Raw genomic sequence first — 19,317 nt, forward strand, 5'->3', positions numbered from 1 at the left:
GTGCTACCCCCGGGGGGGGGGGAGGGGTTGACAACCGTCTGGTTGGCCCCCTTTCTCTCTTCCGCCTGCACTGTTTTTTTTGTGGCTGGGGGGGTGGTCCTGCGGGCCCCCCCCCCCCCCACCACCCACTGGCAGTTCGCCGACCGGTTCCGCGCCCTCTACCCGAAGGTTCTGCTCGATGAGAACCTGTTGTTCGTGCAGGACGGAAACGTCTGGTCCTCAGCCGGATTGGCGGCCGGCATCGATCTGTGCCTGGATCTGATCCGCACCGATCACGGCAGCGCCGCCGCCAATGGCGCGGCCCGCTACTGCGTGGTGCCACCCTGGCGTGACGGCGGGCAGTCGCAGTTCATCGAGCGGCAGGTCCCGGAGTCGGGCAGCGAGGGCACCGCGCCCACCCGCCGCTGGGCGCTGGACCGTCTGGACCGCGAGCTGGACCTGAACTCCCTTGCCGCGCATGCTCATATGAGCGTGCGCACCTTCACCCGCCGGTTCAAGGCCGAGACCGGCATGGCGCCGGGCGCGTGGATCCTGCAGCAGCGGGTCCGGCACGCCCGGCACCTGCTGGAGACCACCGACCTGACCGTCGACGAGGTGGCACGCAGTGCGGGCATGGGCACCTCCGCCTCGCTGCGCCACCACATGCGCCTGGAGCTGGGCGTGCCGCCGCTGACCTACCGCAAGACCTTCCGCAAGCGCGAAACCCTGGAGACAGCATGACGATTCGCTGGATGTGGGCCTTCCTGGACCGTCCCGCCGCACAATTCGACGACAGCGCCCGATTCTGGACCACGGTCACCGGCACCGAGCTCTCGGCGACGCGGGGCGAACGCGACGAATTCGTCACGCTGCTACCGGATTCCGGGGCCGCGACGGTCAAGATGCAGGCGATCGGCGGCCCCGCGCGCGTACATCTGGACCTCGACGTCGACGATGTCGGCGCGGCCACCGACCGTGCCCAGGAGCTGGGCGCCACTCTCGCCGCGGACTACATCCTCACCTCGCGCATCGGGTACGCCGTCCTGCACTCCCCCGCCGGAATGCCCTTCTGCTTCACGCCTTTCCGCGATTCCGCAGGCCCGCTCACCCCGACCGTGACCGGCCCCGCCGGCGACCGCAGCCGGCTCGACCAGATCTGCCTCGACATCGGCGCGAGCGACTACGGGACCGAGGCCCGCTTCTGGACCGACCTGACCGAATGGTCCTGGCGCCCCAGCACCCTGCCGGAATTCGCCCGCCTCTCCGCGCGTCCCGGCCTCCCGATCGACCTGCTGCTGCAACGCCTCGGCGACGACCGCCCCATGTCCGCGCACCCGGACATCGCCTGCACCGACATCGAGGCCACGGCGACCTGGCACGAGCAGCTGGGCGCACACCGCGCCGAACTCGGCAAGTACTGGATCGTCATGACGGACCCCGCCGGCCAGCCCTACTGCCTGACCGGCCGCCGGCCGGCCTGAGACGCGGGATCGCCGAAGCCCCCGCATGCTCCGAGGCTCCTAGGAGCCGGGAAGCACGCAGGGGCTTCGACGTAGCCGAACCTGCTACTTGCGCTCGGTCTGCGGCTGGCGGCGTGCCGCTTCGCCGGAGTTGGCCAGCGCCTCGAGGTCCTCGAGGAACTTCTCGATGCTGTCGGCCCGCGCCTGGGGCGAACCGATCTGCTCGCGCACCTTCTCCTCGGTGAGAGCGAGCATGGCGGCGGCCAGATCCTGCTCCAGGTCGCGGATCATCTGCCTGCGGTACTGCAGGATCTGATCGCGGCCCTGCTTGCGCACCCGCTCCACCTCGGCCGCGGCGGCCTCGCGCATCTGCACGATGATGCGGTCGGCGTCGGCCCGGGCCTCTTCGCGCATGCGGTCGAGTTCGGCCTGCGCCTCGGCGAGGGCATTGTCGTAGGCAGCCTTGGCGGTGGCCAGTCGCTGCGCCGCCGCCTCGCTCTCCTCGAGTTGCCGCCGGATCTGGTCCTGAGCGTTGTTCATGATCCTCTTCACCGGTGGCACAACGTATTTCACGAAGAACCACACGATGACAGCGAAGCCGAACAGCTGGCTGAAGAAGACGGGCCAATCGAAGGTGATGTTGTAAATACCCTCGGCGAGATGGGTATCGGTGAGGATCATGCAGACCCCCGTCCTCTCTGCTGGCCCGCGCTGGTCCGGGCACGATCGTTCCCACCCAGGACCCGGCCGGCCAGGTCCTGAGCGAGTGGTTCGACGGCTTCGCGTAGTTCGGCGGCGACCTGGTCGGCCTCGGCGCGGAGGTGCGCCGTGGACTCGGCCACGATCTGGTCGGCCTCTTTCTGTGCCTCGCCGCGCATTTCCTCGAGAATCGCGCGCCCTTGAGCCCGGGCCTGGTTGCGGATGTCGGCCGTTTCCGTACGGGCTTTCTCGAGCGCGGACTCGTAGCGCGCCTCGGCCTCGGCGAAGGTTTCGCTGGCTTCCTTGGCGGTCGCCGTCGTGACCTCGACACGTGCCTCCCGCTCCGCCAGCACCTTTCGTATGGGCGGAACCACGAAGAACCAGATGACTCCGAGCACGACCAGGAAGATCAATAACTCAGCGAAGAAGGTGCCGTTGGGAACCAGGAAGTTCCCCGCGGCCTCCACATCCGTTCTGGGAGACATGATGACGTCTACTTACCGGGAGTAGCGAATACGAACAATGCCATGAACGCTAGATTGATGAAGTATGCCGCTTCGACCAGACCCACGGTCAGGAAGAAGTTCACGCGCAGGCGGCCCTCCGCCTCCGGCTGCCGGGTGACACCGTTGATCAGAGCGGCGCCGGCCAGACCGTCACCGATACCCGCGCCGATGGCACCGCCCGCCAGAATGATGCCGCCGCCGATGAGAGCGCCCTGGACGATACTCGCGGTTGCTGGGTCTGCCATTTTTCACTTCCTTTGACAAAGGGTTATAGCGCTGAACAGCTGAAGCCGCTCAGTGGTTTTCACTCTCCAGCGACATCGACTGGCTGAAGTAGAGGATGGTCAGCAGAGCGAAGATGAATGCCTGAATGGCTCCGACGAACAGGTCGAAGAGCTTCCAGATGGCATTCGGGCCCCAGCTGATCCAGAAGGGGAACAACGTGATCACCGAAACCATGACGCCGCCCGCGAACATGTTGCCGAACAGTCGCAACGAGAGCGACAGCGGTTTGGCGATTTCCTCGACCACATTGATGAAAACCATGGGGCCCCAGCCGGTGTGGCCCTTCAGCAACTGTTTCACGTGCCCGCCCGGGCCGCGCCGCCACGCGCCCGCGGCGTGATAGAGCAGGAACACGAACAACGCGAGCGACAGCGTGAAATTGAAATCGGACGCCGGCGGCGCGATCAATTCCCCCGAGCCGTACTGAACGGGCAAGACGGACAACCAGTTCGAGAGCAGGATGAAGGTGAACAGCGTGACCGCCAGCGGCAGCACGAACGGCGCGACCTTCATACCGATCGCAGTCTCCACCTGGCTGCGCATCTGGACCGTGATTGTCTCGAAGAACAGCTGCACCCCGTTGGGCACCCCGGAGGTGATCTTCACACGCAGGTAGAAGGCCAGGCCCAGTACGATCAGCGCGGCCACCCCCGTGGACACGATGGTGTCCACATTGAAGGTCATGCCCAGCAGATGCGCCTGGGCGTGGTCGCCGACATGGATCTTGGACTCCCCCGAGGAATCCTCGGCGGCCAGCAGCGCCGGCGCCGACGAATGGGCGAGGGAAGCGACGGGAATGCTCATGACTGCTGTCGAAGCCCTTTCACCTCGGGCAGAGCGGTATGGAGTACCAGAATCAGCTGAAAGGCCGCCAGCCCGAAGAAGATTCCGACGCCGTAGGGCCGGGTCAGGAATGCCACCACAATCGACAACGCGGTCAGAATGAGCAACCGCGACGCCGAGGACAGCGCCAATTTCTGTTTGCTGGGTGTTTCCGCATCCGTGATGCGCACGATGGACATCCAGGTAAGCCGGGCGTTCACCCAGCCGAGCGTCAGACCGGTGGCCATGAAAACACCCAGCAACAATCGATCGAACGCCCCTGTGACCATCAATGCCAGTATGCCGACAGCGATTGCAATAGCACTCGCTCTACGCATCCGTAGCCTGTTGAGGTCCAATACGACACCGCCTCGCCGTCATCCCACCTCGTAGTGGGGCCGTGCATGATCAATAGCATACACAGCCCAACCTCGTTGCGGGGCAGTATTTTTGATCTTCAAATTGTTGATCTTGAAATTCCGAAACGCTTTTCAGCGAACTTTCCGCCACTTTATTCGGACGTCAGTGTTGCACAGCCTTTTCCGCTCCGGTGCCGGTCAGCGACCGCACCTGCATCTCGGCGTACTTGACATCGTCATGTTCCCTCGACAGCACGGTTCCCAGCCAGCCCAGAGCGAACGAAACCGGGATGGACACCAACCCCGGGTTGGCGAGCGGGAACCAGTGGAAGTCATGGGATTTGATCATCGCGGTGGGAGCTCCGGAGACCGCCGGGGAGAACACGATCAACACGATCGTGACGGCCAGTCCGCCATAGATGCTCCACAGTGCGCCGGCAGTGTTGAAGCGCCGCCAGAACAACGAATACAGAATGGTCGGTAGGTTTGCCGAGGCCGCCACCGCGAAGGCCAGCGCCACCAGGAACGCCACATTCTGATTCTTTGCCAGAATGCCGCCCACAATGGCCAGCGCCCCGATCACCACCGCGGTGATCCGCGCGACCCGCACCTCGCTGTCCCTGCTGTCGCTGTTCCCGCGCTTGATGACATTGGCGTACACGTCATGGGCGAAGGACGCCGACGCCGTGATGGTCAGGCCCGCGACCACCGCCAGAATCGTCGCGAACGCCACGGCCGCAACGAATCCCAGCAGCACCGGCCCGCCCAGTTCCAGGGCCAGCAGCGGCGCGGCCGCGTTCTCCTTGCCCGGCGCCTTCGCGATCTTCTCCGGCCCCACCAGCGCGCCCGCGCCGTACCCGAGCACCAGCGTGAACAGATAGAAGACCCCGATCAGGCCGATCGCCCACACCACCGACCGGCGCGCCTCCTTGGCCGTCGGCACCGTGTAGAACCGCATCAGCACGTGCGGCAACCCCGCCGTCCCCAGTACCAGAGCCAGTGCCAGGGAAAGAAAGTCGAGCTTGCTGGTGCCGTTCTTGCCGTACTTGAAGCCCGGCTCGAGCAGCTTCGCGCCGGTCTTGCCGCCATGGTTCACCGCATCGTGCAGCAGGCTCGAGAAATTGAAGTCGTAGCGCCCGAGCACCCACACCGTCATGGCCGCGGCCGCGCCGATCAGCAGCACCGCCTTGACGATCTGCACCCAGGTGGTGCCCTTCATACCGCCGACGAGCACGTAGACGATCATGATCGCACCGACGACGGCGATCACCAGGTTCTGTCCCGCCGAACCGGATACGCCCAGCAGCAGCGAGATCAGCACCCCCGCTCCGGCCATCTGCGCGAGCAGATAGAACAGACTCACCGCCAGCGTGGAGGTGGCCGCCGCCGCCCGCACCGGCCGCTGCCGCATCCGGAAGGCCAGCACGTCACCGAGGGTGAATTTGCCGGTATTGCGGAGTAATTCGGCGACCAGCAGCAGCGCCAGCAGCCAGGCCACCAGGAACCCGATGGAATAGAGGAAGCCGTCGTAGCCGTACACCGCGATGGCCCCGGCGATGCCCAGGAAGCTGGCGGCCGACAGATAGTCGCCGGAGATGGCGATGCCGTTCTGCGGCCCGGAGAAGGCGCGCCCGGCGGCGTAATAGTCTGCGGCCGTACGGTTGTCGCGGCTGGCCCACACCACGATGCCCAGCGTGATGACCACGAAGATCGCGAAGATGGTGATGTTGAGCCCGGGCCGGCTGCCCTCCACGGCCGCTGCCAGATACACGGTCATCGGGTCGGTCCTTCCAGTTCGGCACGGATCTGCTCGGCCATCGGGTCGAGGGTGCGGTCGGCGTAGCGCACGTAGAGGCCGGTGATGACGAAGGTGGAAAGGAACTGCAGCAGGCCGAAGATCAGCCCGACGGTGATGTTCCCGCCCACCTTGTGCGACATGAAGTCGTGCGCGTAGTCGGCGAGCAGCACGTACAGCGCGTACCAGGCCAGGAACAGAGCGGTCATGGGGAAGACGAAGCGCCGGAAGCGATGCCGCAGGCGCTGGAACTCGGGGCTGTCGTAGACCTCGGTCCAGTCGGGATCCGGACGGCCGGTCTGGGATTCAGTTGTCAACTGCGATACCTCCTGGTGATCCCGGTCACAGTAGCAACGAAGGTAGTTGCGAGCGGGTCGAATAACCGCAGGTGAGATCGCAAATTCATCGATAAGTGAGCCGAAATTCATTGGGTCCGGCGGCCAGCTACCAACCGGTTCCCCCGCGATCCGGTCGGGCAAACCGGGCCCGCTGCCGGATGCCCATCGGTTGCGGTGGCAGAGTTCGATGTCATGCCGACGAATCAGACGACCACCTCGTCCCTGCTCGCCGACCTCGCGCCCGACCTACGCGCGGCGCTGACCCGCGTCCGCTACGACGCGGACACCCTGCTCGAGGCGCTGGGCGACGCCGCCCACGCCGCACTCGGCCGCGGTGAACCGGTCCCCGTCCGCCGCGCCGCCGCCGATCTCGGCGAGCTCGGCACCCTGGTGTGCCTGCTGCTGCTCGGCGATCCGGTCCCCGAACGTGAAGCGGCAGCAGCCCTTTCGCCGGTGAGCATCGACCGCGCCACCGCGGCGGGGCTGCTGGAGCGCGACGGCGACGAGGTCCGCGCCGCACTGGATCTGCGTCCCCTCGATCTCGGCGAGGGCACCCGCTGGGTGCTGTCCGACCTCGACGATTCCATGCGCCGCCGCAGCCTCGACGCCGATCACGTGCTCGGCGTCGGCCATGCCTCGCTGTCGCTGCTGCGCGCCACCCCGACCCGCCCGGTCGGCACCGTCCTGGATCTGGGCACCGGCTGCGGCGTGCAGGCCGTGCACGCCGCCGCCTACGGCCGCACCGTCACCGGCACCGACGTGAACAAGCGCGCCCTCTGGCTGGCCGAGGCCACCGCCGCGCTCAACGACCTCGATATCGAACTGCTGGAAGGCTCCTGGTTCGAACCGGTGGCCGGCCGCCGCTTCGACCAGGTGGTGGCCAATCCCCCGTTCGTGGTCGGCCCGGCCCGCGTCGAGCACACCTACCGCGACTCCGGCCTCGCCCTCGACGGCGCGAGCGAACTCGTCATCTCCGGCCTCCCGGACCTGCTGAACCCGGGCGGCACCGCGGCACTGCTCGCCTCCTGGGTGCACCTCGACGGCCAGGACTGGCGCAGCCGCGTCGCGAGCTGGCTGCCCGACCACGGTATCGACGCCTGGATCGTGCAGCGCGACATCGCCGATCCGGCCCTCTACGTCGGTACCTGGCTGCGCGACGCCGGGTTGGATCCGCGCGAGGGCGCCGCCCAGGCCCGCGCCGAACGCTGGCTCGACGCCTTCCGTGACGCCGATGTCGCGGGCATCGGCTTCGGTTTCGTCTACCTGCGCGCCACCGACGGCCCGACCGAACTGCTCGCCGAGGACCTCACCCACAGCTTCGACGACCCGCTCGGCCCCGAGGCCATCGCCTACTTCGAGCGCTCGGCCTGGCTGCGCGCCGCGGCCGCCGATCCCGACCTCCTCCTCGACTCGCGCTACCAGGTCGATCCGGCCACCGCGCTCGAACGCGTCTATCTCCCCGGCGACGCGGGCTGGGCGCAGGCGGTGGCCCGGCTGCACCGCGGCGACGGCCCGCGCTGGCAGCACGAGGTCGACGACACCACCGCCGCACTGCTGGCCGGGATGCGCCCCGACGGCCTCCCACTGCGCGAACTCCTCGAACTGCTGGCCTTCGGCGAAACCGGCGACGCCGCGACCCCCGACTTCGAGAGCGCGGCGATGACCGTGGTGGCCGGACTGGTCCGGCACGGTCTCGTTCACCCGCGCTGAGCGAGGGCTCTCCCCCGCCGACGGCCGCCGGGCCTGCCCCGGCGGCCGTCGGTATTTCCGCTGGAAACCGCCGCTGACGGGCGGTGAGGTCCGTCACGATCACGTGTCGCCCAGATACCGATACGGGCGGGCGCGGGAATGCGCCCGAGCCGCGATTCGTTCAAGTACGTGCTCGAATCACGACGTCCGGGCAAGGCCCGTACACACGTATTCGCTTGTCGCGTCAGGAAGTTCGGGCGCGGCGGTGGGCAACCACCCGGTCACCGAGGGTCGTCCGCCGGTGGCGCGTGTTCCCGGCGATGCGCGCTTCTCAGGAACTTCTCAGCCGTGCGCCGTAAAAACCGCAGATCAGGCGCGGTTTACCGGTGGTCTGGCGGGGAACTTTCCTGAAGTCGGGTCCGTTGAACGGAGCGAGACACCACCGACAGGAGGCAAGTCATGACAAGCCCCGCCACCACTGACGTGCGCACCAGCGAACAAGACCTCGACGCCCAGAGCCCCGCCGCCGACCTGGTACGTGTGTACCTGAACGGGATCGGTAAGACGGCGCTGCTGACGGCGGCCGACGAGGTCGAGCTGGCCAAGCGCATCGAGGCGGGCCTCTACGCTCAGCACCTGCTGGAGACGAGCAAGCGTCTGTCCGCCGCGAAGAAGAAGGATCTGGCGATCCTGGTTCGCGAGGGTCAGGCTGCCCGCCAGCACCTGCTGGAAGCGAACCTCCGCCTCGTGGTCTCCCTCGCCAAGCGCTACACCGGTCGTGGAATGCCGCTGCTGGACCTGATCCAGGAGGGCAACCTGGGTCTCATCCGCGCCATGGAGAAGTTCGATTACACCAAGGGCTTCAAGTTCTCGACCTACGCCACCTGGTGGATCCGTCAGGCCATCACCCGCGGCATGGCCGACCAGTCCCGCACCATCCGTCTCCCCGTCCACCTGGTCGAGCAGGTGAACAAGCTGGCCCGCATCAAGCGGGAGCTGCACCAGCAGCTCGGGCGGGAGGCCACCGATGCGGAACTGGCCAACGAATCGGGCATCCCGGTCGACAAGATCGCCGACCTGCTCGACCACAGCCGCGACCCGGTATCCCTGGACATGCCGGTCGGCAATGACGAAGAGGCCCCGCTGGGCGACTTCATCGAGGACTCCGAGGCCACCTCCGCCGAGAGCGCCGTCATCGCCGGTCTGCTGCACCGCGACGTGCGCAGCGTGCTGGCCACCCTCGACGAGCGCGAACAGCAGGTCATCCGCCTGCGCTACGGCCTCGACGACGGCCAGCCGCGCACCCTCGACCAGATCGGCAAGCTCTTCGGCCTGTCCCGCGAGCGCGTCCGCCAGATCGAGCGCGAGGTCATGTCCAAGCTCCGCAAGGGCGAGCGCGCCGACCGCCTGCGCGCCTACGCCAGCTAGTTCACACCCGTGGAGCCGGTCCCCCTGCCCGGCTCCGCACCATTGATCGTCGGGCCACTTTCGAGGCGCTGGCCCGATCCCGCCGGCCGATTCCGCTGCCCGAACGTCCCCTCCGGGCGCGCAGAGTCGGCCGGCGTTTCCATGCCCCGGGTCCTCCGATGCGAGTGCGGTTGCCGGGCAACGGCTTCCCCTGCAGCCCAGGGCTCAGAGCCGGGTCAGGGATTGGCAGGGGCTGGGGGCCGGGATGTCGCCGCGGAAGTAGGCGGTGGGCGGAACGCCCATGAGGGAGCGGAAATCGGCGGTCATATGGGATTGGTCGTAGTAGCCGGAGGCCGTGGCCACGTGTGACCACGGCGTATTGCCCGCGGCGGCCAGGACCTGACGAACCCGGGTGATGCGGGCATAGTGCTTGGGCGACACGCCGATTCCGGCGGCGAACAGATTGCGCAGCTGGCGTTCGGAGACGGCCAGGTCCGCGGCCAGTGCGGTGACCGGGCCGGCGGTATCCATGGCGGCGACCGCCGAATCCAGCAGCCGGCGGTGGTCACGGCGAACCGAATCCTCCGAGAGACGGTGCGGGAGCACGGCTTCCAGGAAGGGGGCGACCTCGTCGGGATCGAGCTCGAGCAGCCGGTCGGTCAGATCGGCGACCGGGCCGGGCAGGTCCGACAGCACGGCGATCCGGTCGGTCAGCTCGGCGGCCGCGATGCCCAGCAGGGACTGGGACGCACCGGGAGCCAGGCGGATTCGGGTGCAGCCCGCGGCCGTGTCCGGGCTGGAGTAGGTGGCGCGGGTGCGCGGGCCCAGCACCCACGCGTCCCGGCGGCCGGATTCCTCGGTGCGCAGCACGATCGAGATGACCGCCTGGGGAATGTGGGTGAAGGCGGCGGACCCGGGGTGGACGGTCGGAATGTGGGCGATCTCGGTGATCCACGGACGCAGCGCGGCAGGTGGGGTCAGGCGGCGTTCGAGATCCTCGGCGGTCACGACGGGAGCCAGGGTTTGCGTAGTGGTCACCCGATCAACTCTAGGCAGCTTCGGCGGTCGCGGGTGTGCCGGTTTTTCCTATAGCCGGACGGGGGTGGGTCGGCAGGGTGATTCCCATGATCGTTATCACCGGTGCCACGGGCACCATCGGAAGTGAAGTCGTCCGGCAGCTGGCGGCGCGCGGGGTGAAAGTGCGCGCGGTGACCCGGAATCCGGAGAGCGCCCAGGTCCCCGACGGCGTCGAGGTGGTGCGCGGCGACTACGCCGACACCGCTTCTATGGCCGCGGCCTTCAGCGGGGCCGAAGCCGCGTTCCTCGTCGGGCTGCTCGGACCCGATTATGTCGAACTGGATCGCGCGCTGATCGAGGCGGCCCGCGACGCGGGCGTCCAGCGCCTGGTGAAGCTGTCCGCCATCGGCACCGGCGACCCCGATCTGGGCCGGGTCGGCACCTGGCACGCGCCCGGCGAGCGGGCGGTCCGGGACAGCGGCGTGGCATGGACCATCCTGCGGCCCAGCAGTTTCGCGTCGAACACCCTGAGCTGGAGCGCAGCGATCAAGGCGGGGCAGCCGGTGCCGAATATGACCGGCACGGGAGCGCAGGGTGTGGTCGATCCGCGTGACGTCGCGGCGGTGGCGGTGGAAGCGCTGCTCTCCGACGCGCATTCGGGCCGGGTGCTCACGCTCACCGGCCCGGCCTGGCTGACCACGCGCGAGCAGGCCGACGTCCTCGCCGCCGCGCTCGGCAGCCCGATCGAGGTCACCGATATTCCGCACGACGCGGCACGCGAGTTCATGCGAGGGGCGGGCATGCCCGAGGAATTCGCGGCCGGCGCGCTGGCCGGTCAGGCCTACGTGGCCGCAGGCGCGAACGCCATCATCACCGGTGATGTCGAGCGGGTGCTCGGCCGCGCGCCGCGCGGCTACGCCGACTGGGTGCGCGACCACACCGACGCCTTCACGGCCTGACGACCCCGGCCCCGGCCATTCCCGGGCCTAATCCGGGGTCTGCTGGACCGGCGCGGCGTCCGCGAGGACGGACTCCAGCCGGTCCAGCATGGCCTTCCAGCCGCCACCCATGATGCTGCGCGCCCGCTGCATGACCGGGTCCTCCGGATCGAAACCACGGTGGCTGAACAGGATTCGGGTGCCGTGCCCCTCCGGCCGCAGGGTCCAGCTGATCACCCAGCCATTGTCCCGATCGGACTTCGCGTCGTTCCAGCTGACGCTGAGCAGCTGCGGCGCAACGACTTCCAGCACCTCGCCGCGAATCTCGCCGGAGAAGTTCTGGCCGGGCATGGGCTGGGTCCTCATCTCGAAGACCGTGCCCACCACCGGCTCGAAACCGATGGGCCGCATCATCCACTGCCCCATGAGTTCCGGCGTGGTGAGCGCGCGCCACACCTTCTCCGGCGGATGCGGGTAGTAGTGATCGAGTTCGATCGTGGTGATGTCGTCGGTCATCATCGGTCCTTCTCCTCGGGATCGTCGGGCATGGCATCCAGCACCGCGCCCAGGTCGCGCAGCCGGGCCCGCCAGAACCGTTCGAACGGATCGAGCCAGGACTGCAAGTCGTGCAACGGTTCGGGTTCCACCCGGTAGAACCGCTGCCTGCCGCGCTTGTCCTCGGCCACCAGCCCCGCATCCCGCAGCACCTTCAAATGCTCCGACACACTGGGCCGCGCCATATCGAAGCGCTCCGCGATCACCTGCACCGACTGTTCCCCCTCGAGCAGCAGCTCGAGAATGTCGCGCCGGGTCGGATTGGCCAGCGCCCCGAACACCCGATCGGCGGTCCCGGACTTCAAGCGGTACGGCATGACCACACGATAGGTAGGAAACCACCTACCCGTCAACCGTAGGATTTCTCCTACCCAATTGACCGGAAGATGGCCACGGAGTCGGACACCGTGGCCATCGAAACGACACGACGGAACTCAGAACCCGAGACTGCCGGTGCCGATGCTGCCGCCGCCACCGCCGCAACCCGTGGTCGAGGGAGCCAGGGCCGAGTGCGGCTAACCGGAGTTGCGGAGTGCGGTGGCCAGGCCGTTCATGGTGAGCAGGATGCCGCGCTCGACCAGTTCGGAAGTGTCGCCGGCCCGGCGGCGGCGTAGCAGTTCGACCTGGAGCTGGTTGAGGGGTTCGAGGTACGGGAACCGGTTGTGGATGGACTCGGCCAGGGCCGGGTTGTCGGCGAGGAGTTCGTCGGTGCCGGTGATGGCGGCGTGCATCCGGGCGGTACGGGTGAACTCGTCGCAGATCATGTGGAAGACGGTGTCGCGCAGGGCTTTATCGGGGACCAGGCCGGCGTAGGAGGCGGCGATGTCCATGTCCGCCTTGGCCATCACCTGGGCCAGGTTGGAGAGGACGGTGCGGAAGAACGGCCAGCGGCGGTAGAGGTCGGAGAGGGCGGCCAGGCGGGCCGGGTCGTCGCCGATCCACTGCTCGAACGCGGTGCCGGTGCCGTACCAGCCGGGGAGCATGACGCGGGACTGGCTCCAGGCCATGACCCACGGGATGGCGCGCAGGTCGTAGACGGAGTTGGTGGGCTTGCGGGAGGCGGGTCGGCTGCCCAGGTTCAGGTCGGCGACCTCCGCGATCGGGGTGGAGGCCCGGAAGTAGTCGACGAAGCCGGGGGTCTCGTGGACCAGCTTCGAGTACGCCGCGCGGGCCGATTCGGCCAGCTCGTCCAGCATTTCGTAGGCGGGTTCGGCATCCGTGCCCAGGCCCTCGACATCGAGCAGGGTGGACTCCAGGGTGCCCGCGACGAGCGCCTCCAGATTGCGGTAGGCGGTGCCGGGATCGGCGTACTTGGTGGAGATGACCTCGCCCTGCTCGGTCAGGCGCAGCGCACCGCGCACCGCACCTGCGGGCTGGGCCAGGATGGCGTCGTAGCTGCGGCCGCCACCGCGGCCGACGGTGCCGCCGCGACCATGGAAGAGCCGCAGGCGGATTCCGGTCTTGCGGGCCACCTCCACCAGGTTCAGCTCGGCGCGATACAGCGCCCAGTTGGCGGCCAGATACCCGCCGTCCTTGTTGGAGTCGGAGTAGCCGAGCATGACCTCCTGCTGCATGCCGCGCGCGGCCACCAGCCGCTGATAGGCGGGCACTTCCAGTGCGGCGCCGAGGATTTCGGCGCCGTCGCGCAGGTCGTCGATCGTCTCGAACAGCGGTACCACCCCGACCGGACTGGACGGCGGAGTGTCCGCGTCGCCCGGATCGAGAATGCCCGCCTCCTTCAGGAGCAGGGCGGCCTCGAGCATGTCGCTCACCGAGGTGCACATGCTGATGATGTAGTTGGGCACGGTGTCCGGGCCCAGATCGTCGAGCGCGGCCTTGGCGGCGCGCACCACTCCGAGTTCCTTGGCAGCGAGCTCGCTCAGCGCCGCGTTCGGCCCGACCAGCGGCCGGCGCGTGGTCAATTCGGCGGACAGCAGCTCGACCCGCCGCGCCTCGTCGAGGGAGGCGTAGTCGGAATGCACTCCGGCCCAGGCGAACAGCTCGGCCACGACCTGCTCGTGGGTTTCGGAATTCTGGCGCATGTCCAGGCCCTGCAGATGAAACCCGAAGGTCTGCACCGCGGCCCGCAGCGTGGCCAGCTGGTCATCGGCCAGCAGCCCGTCGCCGGATGCGCGCATGGACGCGTCGACCACGCCCAGATCGGCCAGCAGCTCGGCGGGCCCGGCGTACGGTTGCGCGCCGACATCGATACCGTCCGTGGGGATCTCCCCCAGCGCCCGGCACGCGGTGGCGCTCAGCCGCGCACGGATACCGCGAAGGGCACGGCGGTACGGCTCGTCGGCGCGCTGCGGTGAATCGTCGAATCCGGCGTCGGCGAGGGCCGACAGCTCCGGGGTCACCGGCACCAGTCGCGCCGACTGCGACAGCGTCTTCTCCAGTTCCAGCAACGATTTCAGGTACCGGTCGAAGGCGACCGCACCCGCGCGGTGGGTGGCCCGCCGCACCACGTCGGCGGTGACGAAGGGATTGCCGTCGCGATCGCCGCCGATCCACGAGCCGGGCCGCAGGATCGGGCGCGCCAGCAGTTCGTGTCCGGGCCACCGCGATCGCAGCGCGGCCCGCACCTGATCGTTGATGCGCGGGATGACATCGAACAGCGTCAGGTCGTAGTAGCGCAGCCCGACCTCGATCTCGTCCTGAATCCGCAGGCGCGCCAGCCGGATCAGCGCCGCCCGCCACAGCTGCAGCACCTGCCGGCGGATGTCGACCTCGAGCTCGGCGAACTCCGGCTCGTATTTGTTGTAGCGCTGCCGCTGCCGCATGAGCTCGGTGATCCGGGCCTGCACATCGAAGATGGTGCGACGCCGGGTCTCGGTCGGATGCGCGGTGATGACCGGCGACACCAGGGCGTCGGCGAGCAGGTCGGCCACCACATCCCCGTCCGGTCCGGCGGCGTCGAGCTTGCAGTAGGTGGCGTCCAGGCTGGATTCCTGGGGCGGCTCCCCCGCCGCCACGTGCACCGCGCGCCGCCGATCCCGCTGCAGGTCCTCGGCCAGATTGGCCAGCAGCAGGAAGTGGCTGAAGGCGCGGATCACCGGGATGGCGGTGCGGATGTCGACATCGCGCAGCATGTCGGCGACCGCGCTGCGCTCCACCTCGGACCGGCGAATCCGGAAGGCCTCCACCCGGACCCGCTCGATCAGGTCGAAGATCTCCGCACCCTCGTGGTCGCGAATGGTGTCACCGAGGATCCCGCCGAGGAACCGGATGTCGTCGCGCAGTGGCGCGGTCGCTGTCTCGATCTGGTTTGCCTGCACTACGTTCACCTCTCCGAAGCACTGCTTCTGGTGTCCCGGGCCGCTCGGGGCGGCTGCTCAACCCATCCGGCGCGGACCGATGTCGAACCTGTTGGGTTCCGGCCCGATCCGCACCCGTCCGTACAGCACGGCCGCGCCCTCCGGCGAGGCCAGTACCGGTTCGCACTGCAGCTCCCGCACCTCCGGCAGGTCGTCGCACAGCGCCGAGATCCGTTGCGCCAGTTCGGCCAGCGCGCCCTTGTCCACCGGTTTGCCGATATCGCGGCCGCCCACGGTGCCCGACAGCAGCGGGGCGGCGCGGGGCGCGTCGATGAGTTCGGCCGACTCCGCCTCGGTCAGCGGCAGCGCCCGGTAGACGCGGTCGCCGAGCAGATCGATGATGGTGCCGGAGAGCCCGAAACTGATGACCGAACCGAACGACGGGTCGTCCTGCACCCGGAAGGTGCAGCCCACGCCCTTGGTCGCCATGCGCTGAATGTGCACCGGATTGCCCGAGATCTCGCTCAGGTCGGTGAACGCGCGCCGCACCGCGTCCGAGCGCCACAGATCCAGCCGCACCCCGGTGAGATCCGGCCGATTGCGCCACATTTCGCCGGTCGCCTTGGCCGCCACCGGAAAACCCAGCTCCTCGGCCGCGTGCACCGCGGCGTCGGCGTCGAGCACCTCGCGGAACTCCACCACGCGAATTCCGTAGCAGCCCAGCAGTTCCGCGGCCTGCAGGTCGGTGAGCCAGTGCGCCGAGTCCGCGTTCATCCACTCCGCCACCAGTTCCCGTGCCCGCGCGGTATCGACGCCGCCCGGACGGACGACCGGCGACAGCGGTCGGGTACGCCAGTCGGCGTAACGGCGCGCCCGGGCCAGCGCCCGCGCGGCCCGCTCCGGATCCCCGTAGGAGGGAATGGAACCGCGCTCGAGAATTCCGCCCAGCCCGCGCATGGCGAGCAGGTTGGGCATGCCCTGATCGGCGACGAAGGTGGTGAGAACCGGTGTGGCCGGATCGGATTGGGCGCCGGAGCGAATGGCCTCGGCAAAGGAGACGACCGCCGCCGGCACCGGCGGCGAATAGATGACGATGACCGCGTCCACGGCCCGGTCGGTGACCGCCGCGGCGACGGCGGTCAGGTAGTCCGCCGGACTCGCCTGCGGCCCGAGGTCGGTGGGCTCATCGACCTCGAGTCCCTCCCCGCGCGCCGCGTCGACCGCCAGCCAGCTCAGCGCGGCGCTGTTGCCGATCACCGCCAGGCGCGGCCCGGCGGGCAGCGGCTGATAGGCCAGCAGCATGGCGCAGTCGAAAAGCTCGGTGATGGAATCGACCTGGATGATCCCGGCCTGCGCGAACAGATTGCGCACCAGCGACCGGTCCAGGTCCCGGTCCCCCTCCACCCGCGCGGCATTGCGGCCGCTGTTCACGGCCACAATGGGTTTGGTGTGCGCGACCCGCCGCGCGATGCGGGAGAACTTGCGCGGATTGCCGAAGGTCTCCAGGTACAGCAGCACCACATCGGTGTCCGGATCGCTGTCCCAGTACTGGAGCAGGTCGTTGCCGGAGACGTCGGCGCGGTTGCCGGCGGAGACGAAGGTGGACAGTCCCAGCTGCCGCGCGGCCGCCTCACCGAGAATGGCCGCGCCCAATGGTCCGGACTGGCAGAAGAATCCGATGCGCCCGCGCCCGGGCAGCACCGGTGCGAGGGTGGCGTTCAGCGCGATCCGCGGATCGGTATTGGCGATACCGAGCGCGCTCGGCCCCACCACCCGCATACCGTGCGCCCGCGCGGCGTCGACCAGCTCCCGCTCGGCCTGATAGCCGTACGGACCGGTCTCGGAGAATCCGGCGGTCAGCACCACCAGACCCTTGACGCCCTTGGCCATGCAATCGTCGAGCACCGACCCGATCTCGGTGGCGGGCACCGCGATCACCGCCAGATCGACCTCGTCGGGAATGTCGCGCACCGTCGGATACGCCCGCACCCCGCGCACGGCTGTGCGATTGCGGTTCACCGGGAACACCGGCCCCTGGTAGCCCCCCGACAGCAGGTTGGCCAGCACAGCGCCACCCACCCGGCTGGTCGACGGCGTGGCCCCGATCACCGCGATGGACTTGGGCGACAACAGGTTCCCGACACTGCGCGCCTCCGAGGCCCGCTCCCGCGAATCCCGCACCGACAGCAGCGCCTCGGTGGGGTCGATGGCGAACTCCAGATGCAGCACCGACCCGTCGCGGCTGCGCTGCACCTGATATCCGGCGTCCCGGAACACCTGCACCATGGCATTGTTCTCGGCCAGCACCTCGGCCACGAAGGTCTCGAAATCGTTCTCGGCCGCCGCGCCCGCCAGATGCTCGAGCAGGATCGAACCCAGCCCACGCCCCTGATGGCCGTCGGCGACCACGAAGGCCACCTCGGCCGCACGGGGTCCCGGCCGATCGGCCAGGTACTCGTAGCGGCCCACCGCGATGATCTCGTCGCCGAGCTCGGTCACCAGCCCGACCCGGTCCCGATAGTCGACGTGCGTGGTCCGGTACAGATCCTTCGGCGTCATGCGCGGGTACGGACCGAAGTACCGCAGATACCGGGTGCGGTCCGACAACCCCTCGTGGAAACGCTCCAGCGCCTCCGCGTCGTCGGGGGTGATCGGCCGCAATCCCACCACGCCACCGTCGGAGGCCAGCACGTCGGCGAACCAATGCTCCGGCGGCGGAGGCGGATTCACGGGTGTGCCGGGCGTGTCCGAGGGCAGGGGCGGGGCGGCGGAGTCAGTCACGGGGATCCTCCGGATCCAGGCCGAGCAGGCCGAAACTCGCCCGGCGCGTAGCCAATACGGATATGTCGAGAGCCCGGCGGGCGCGGTCGGCGCGCTCGTCGCCGGTGTCGCGGCCGCCCCCGGGACCGTCCCAGGGTGCGAAGCCGATATCCGCGCCGTCGCCCATGCTCTCGGGCACGGCGACCATGGGCGCGTACGCGCCCACCTGCTCACGCCACTGCGACGGCGTCGGGGTGGCGGGATCGATGGTGCGGTCCAGAGCCGTTGCCAGCAGATGGGTCCAGGCCCGGGGCACCACCCGGATCAGCCCGTACCCGCCGCCGCCGACCGCCAGCCAGCGGCCCTCGGCATACCGGTCGGCCAGATCGCGCATGGCGATGAAGGCCGCGCGCTGACCGTCCACCGTGAGTTCCAGATCCGCCAGCGGATCCTCGCGATGGGTGTCGACCCCGCATTGGCTGATCACGATCTGCGGCCGGAACGCCGCCAGCGCACCCGGCACGACGGCATGGAAACCGCGCAGCCACAACGGGTCCCGGGTGCCGGGCATGATGGGCAGATTGATGGCTGTCCCCTCGGCCGGACCCGAGCCCGTCTCCTCCGGCCATCCGGTGTTGGGCCACAGCGTCGCCGGGTGCTGATGCACCGAAATGGTCAGCACGCGCGGGTCACCGTAGAACACCCGCTGCACACCGTCACCGTGGTGCACATCCACATCGACATAGGCGATGCGGTCGAACCCGTTGTCCAGCAACCACGAAATCGCCACCGCTACATCGTTGTACACACAGAACCCCGCTGCCGAGGCCGGCATGGCGTGATGCATACCACCACCGATGCTCACCGCCCGCCGGGTGCGCCCGGCCGCGATCTCCTGCGCCGCCGCCAGGGTGCCGCCCACGATCACCGACGCCGCCTCGTGCATGTGCGGGAAGACCGGGTTGTCGGCCGAACCGAGTCCGTAAGGCGGTGCGGTCGGAGCGGGTCCGGGGGGTTGCTGAGCGTGCTTGACCGCCTCGATGTAATCGTGTGTGTGCACCCGCAGCAGTTCCGATTCCGCGGCCGCCCCGGGTGTGATCCGCTCCACTCCGTCGAGCAGTCCGAGTCCCTCGGCGAGCGCCATGGTGAACTGCAGCCGCACCGGCCGCATGGGATGCTCCGGGGTCCAGGTGTAATCGAGGAACCGATCGGACCAGACGATGGTTCCATCGCCGGCAACGGTTCCATCGCCAATGGGGGTTCCGTCACCACGAACTCGGCCAGGCATACCTGCCACGCTAATGCGTCGCACGAGTTCGTAGGCTTTGGACACCGCAATGCTGTCGTACCGGGATGGCAGGGTATCGACGACGCTGTGTGCGCACGGAGAACCCGCAGGGAACACGCTGCCCGTCCTGGGTGTTGACAATGAGTTCGCGAAATAAGCTGTC

At 68.5% G+C, this 19,317-nt stretch carries 18 protein-coding genes; 5 read left to right on the top strand and 13 right to left on the bottom strand.

Features of this window, described 5'->3' with window-relative positions; all coding sequences use genetic code 11:
- Positions 1-81 precede the first annotated feature (81 nt).
- On the top strand, positions 82-720 hold the full coding sequence (locus ACFXN1_RS04490; protein ID WP_379463487.1) for a GlxA family transcriptional regulator: 639 nt from the start codon (positions 82-84) through the stop codon (positions 718-720).
- Positions 717-1,460, top strand: coding sequence for a VOC family protein (locus ACFXN1_RS04495; protein WP_379436609.1), 744 nt, complete (start codon positions 717-719; stop codon positions 1,458-1,460). Before ACFXN1_RS04490 ends, ACFXN1_RS04495 begins: the two co-directional genes overlap by 4 nt.
- An 84-nt stretch (positions 1,461-1,544) precedes the next feature.
- Here ACFXN1_RS04495 and ACFXN1_RS04500 read toward each other — a convergent pair whose 3' ends face one another.
- From ACFXN1_RS04500 to ACFXN1_RS04530, 7 genes are all read right to left on the bottom strand, one after another.
- Positions 1,545-2,120, bottom strand: a complete 576-nt coding sequence (locus ACFXN1_RS04500) for a hypothetical protein (protein ID WP_379436611.1) — start codon at positions 2,118-2,120, stop codon at positions 1,545-1,547.
- Positions 2,117-2,623, bottom strand: coding sequence for a F0F1 ATP synthase subunit B (locus tag ACFXN1_RS04505; RefSeq protein ID WP_379463488.1), 507 nt, complete (start codon positions 2,621-2,623; stop codon positions 2,117-2,119). Before ACFXN1_RS04505 ends, ACFXN1_RS04500 begins: the two co-directional genes overlap by 4 nt.
- Before the next feature lie 8 nt (positions 2,624-2,631).
- Positions 2,632-2,889 carry a F0F1 ATP synthase subunit C gene (locus tag ACFXN1_RS04510; RefSeq protein WP_040810042.1) on the bottom strand — a complete coding sequence of 86 codons (258 nt, stop codon included), beginning with the start codon at positions 2,887-2,889 and terminating at the stop codon, positions 2,632-2,634.
- A 49-nt stretch (positions 2,890-2,938) separates the two neighbouring features.
- On the bottom strand, positions 2,939-3,733 hold the full coding sequence (gene atpB, locus ACFXN1_RS04515; RefSeq protein WP_379401593.1) for a F0F1 ATP synthase subunit A: 795 nt from the start codon (positions 3,731-3,733) through the stop codon (positions 2,939-2,941).
- Complete coding sequence (locus ACFXN1_RS04520) at positions 3,730-4,041, bottom strand: hypothetical protein (protein ID WP_379436612.1); 312 nt, start codon at positions 4,039-4,041, stop codon at positions 3,730-3,732. Before ACFXN1_RS04520 ends, atpB begins: the two co-directional genes overlap by 4 nt.
- 232 nt (positions 4,042-4,273) lie before the next feature.
- Positions 4,274-5,887, bottom strand: coding sequence for a cation acetate symporter (locus ACFXN1_RS04525; protein ID WP_379436613.1), 1,614 nt, complete (start codon positions 5,885-5,887; stop codon positions 4,274-4,276).
- Positions 5,884-6,222 carry a DUF485 domain-containing protein gene (locus ACFXN1_RS04530; RefSeq protein ID WP_379436614.1) on the bottom strand — a complete coding sequence of 113 codons (339 nt, stop codon included), beginning with the start codon at positions 6,220-6,222 and terminating at the stop codon, positions 5,884-5,886. The genes ACFXN1_RS04525 and ACFXN1_RS04530 overlap by 4 nt, the downstream gene beginning before the upstream one ends.
- A gap of 213 nt (positions 6,223-6,435) precedes the next feature.
- On the opposite strand from ACFXN1_RS04530, the gene ACFXN1_RS04535 reads away from it, so the two are divergent.
- Together ACFXN1_RS04535 and ACFXN1_RS04540 are read left to right on the top strand one after the other, a co-directional pair.
- Entirely contained in the window at positions 6,436-7,953 is a 1,518-nt protein-coding gene (locus ACFXN1_RS04535; RefSeq protein ID WP_379436616.1) for a methyltransferase, read from the top strand.
- Positions 7,954-8,391: 438 nt separating this feature from the next.
- On the top strand, positions 8,392-9,360 hold the full coding sequence (locus ACFXN1_RS04540) for a sigma-70 family RNA polymerase sigma factor (protein ID WP_354837030.1): 969 nt from the start codon (positions 8,392-8,394) through the stop codon (positions 9,358-9,360).
- Between the two features lie 204 nt (positions 9,361-9,564).
- On the opposite strand, the gene ACFXN1_RS04545 is transcribed toward ACFXN1_RS04540, so the two are convergent.
- Positions 9,565-10,377 carry a helix-turn-helix domain-containing protein gene (locus tag ACFXN1_RS04545; protein WP_379436618.1) on the bottom strand — a complete coding sequence of 271 codons (813 nt, stop codon included), beginning with the start codon at positions 10,375-10,377 and terminating at the stop codon, positions 9,565-9,567.
- Positions 10,378-10,463: 86 nt separating this feature from the next.
- Between ACFXN1_RS04545 and ACFXN1_RS04550 the strand changes: the two genes are divergently transcribed.
- Entirely contained in the window at positions 10,464-11,315 is an 852-nt protein-coding gene (locus ACFXN1_RS04550; protein ID WP_379436619.1) for an SDR family NAD(P)-dependent oxidoreductase, read from the top strand.
- A 27-nt stretch (positions 11,316-11,342) separates the two neighbouring features.
- Here the strand turns inward: ACFXN1_RS04550 and ACFXN1_RS04555 are convergent, their stop codons facing one another.
- The 5 genes from ACFXN1_RS04555 to ACFXN1_RS04575 all read right to left on the bottom strand — a co-directional run bounded on the left by ACFXN1_RS04555 (position 11,343) and on the right by ACFXN1_RS04575 (position 19,154).
- Positions 11,343-11,810: an SRPBCC domain-containing protein gene (locus ACFXN1_RS04555; RefSeq protein ID WP_379436620.1), complete on the bottom strand. Its 468-nt coding sequence runs from the start codon at positions 11,808-11,810 to the stop codon at positions 11,343-11,345.
- Positions 11,810-12,166, bottom strand: coding sequence for a metalloregulator ArsR/SmtB family transcription factor (locus tag ACFXN1_RS04560; RefSeq protein ID WP_354837038.1), 357 nt, complete (start codon positions 12,164-12,166; stop codon positions 11,810-11,812). The genes ACFXN1_RS04555 and ACFXN1_RS04560 overlap by 1 nt, the downstream gene beginning before the upstream one ends.
- Positions 12,167-12,364: 198 nt before the next feature.
- On the bottom strand, positions 12,365-15,127 hold the full coding sequence (ppc, locus tag ACFXN1_RS04565) for a phosphoenolpyruvate carboxylase (RefSeq protein ID WP_379436621.1): 2,763 nt from the start codon (positions 15,125-15,127) through the stop codon (positions 12,365-12,367).
- Positions 15,128-15,184: 57 nt separating this feature from the next.
- Positions 15,185-17,887, bottom strand: coding sequence for a GNAT family N-acetyltransferase (locus ACFXN1_RS04570; RefSeq protein ID WP_379436623.1), 2,703 nt, complete (start codon positions 17,885-17,887; stop codon positions 15,185-15,187).
- Complete coding sequence (locus tag ACFXN1_RS04575; RefSeq protein WP_379436624.1) at positions 17,880-19,154, bottom strand: acetoin utilization protein AcuC; 1,275 nt, start codon at positions 19,152-19,154, stop codon at positions 17,880-17,882. The genes ACFXN1_RS04570 and ACFXN1_RS04575 overlap by 8 nt, the downstream gene beginning before the upstream one ends.
- Positions 19,155-19,317: the final 163 nt, after the last annotated feature.

Origin of the sequence: Nocardia sp. NPDC059154 (assembly GCF_042755705.1) — a bacterium.
Lineage (GTDB): Bacteria > Actinomycetota > Actinomycetes > Mycobacteriales > Mycobacteriaceae > Nocardia.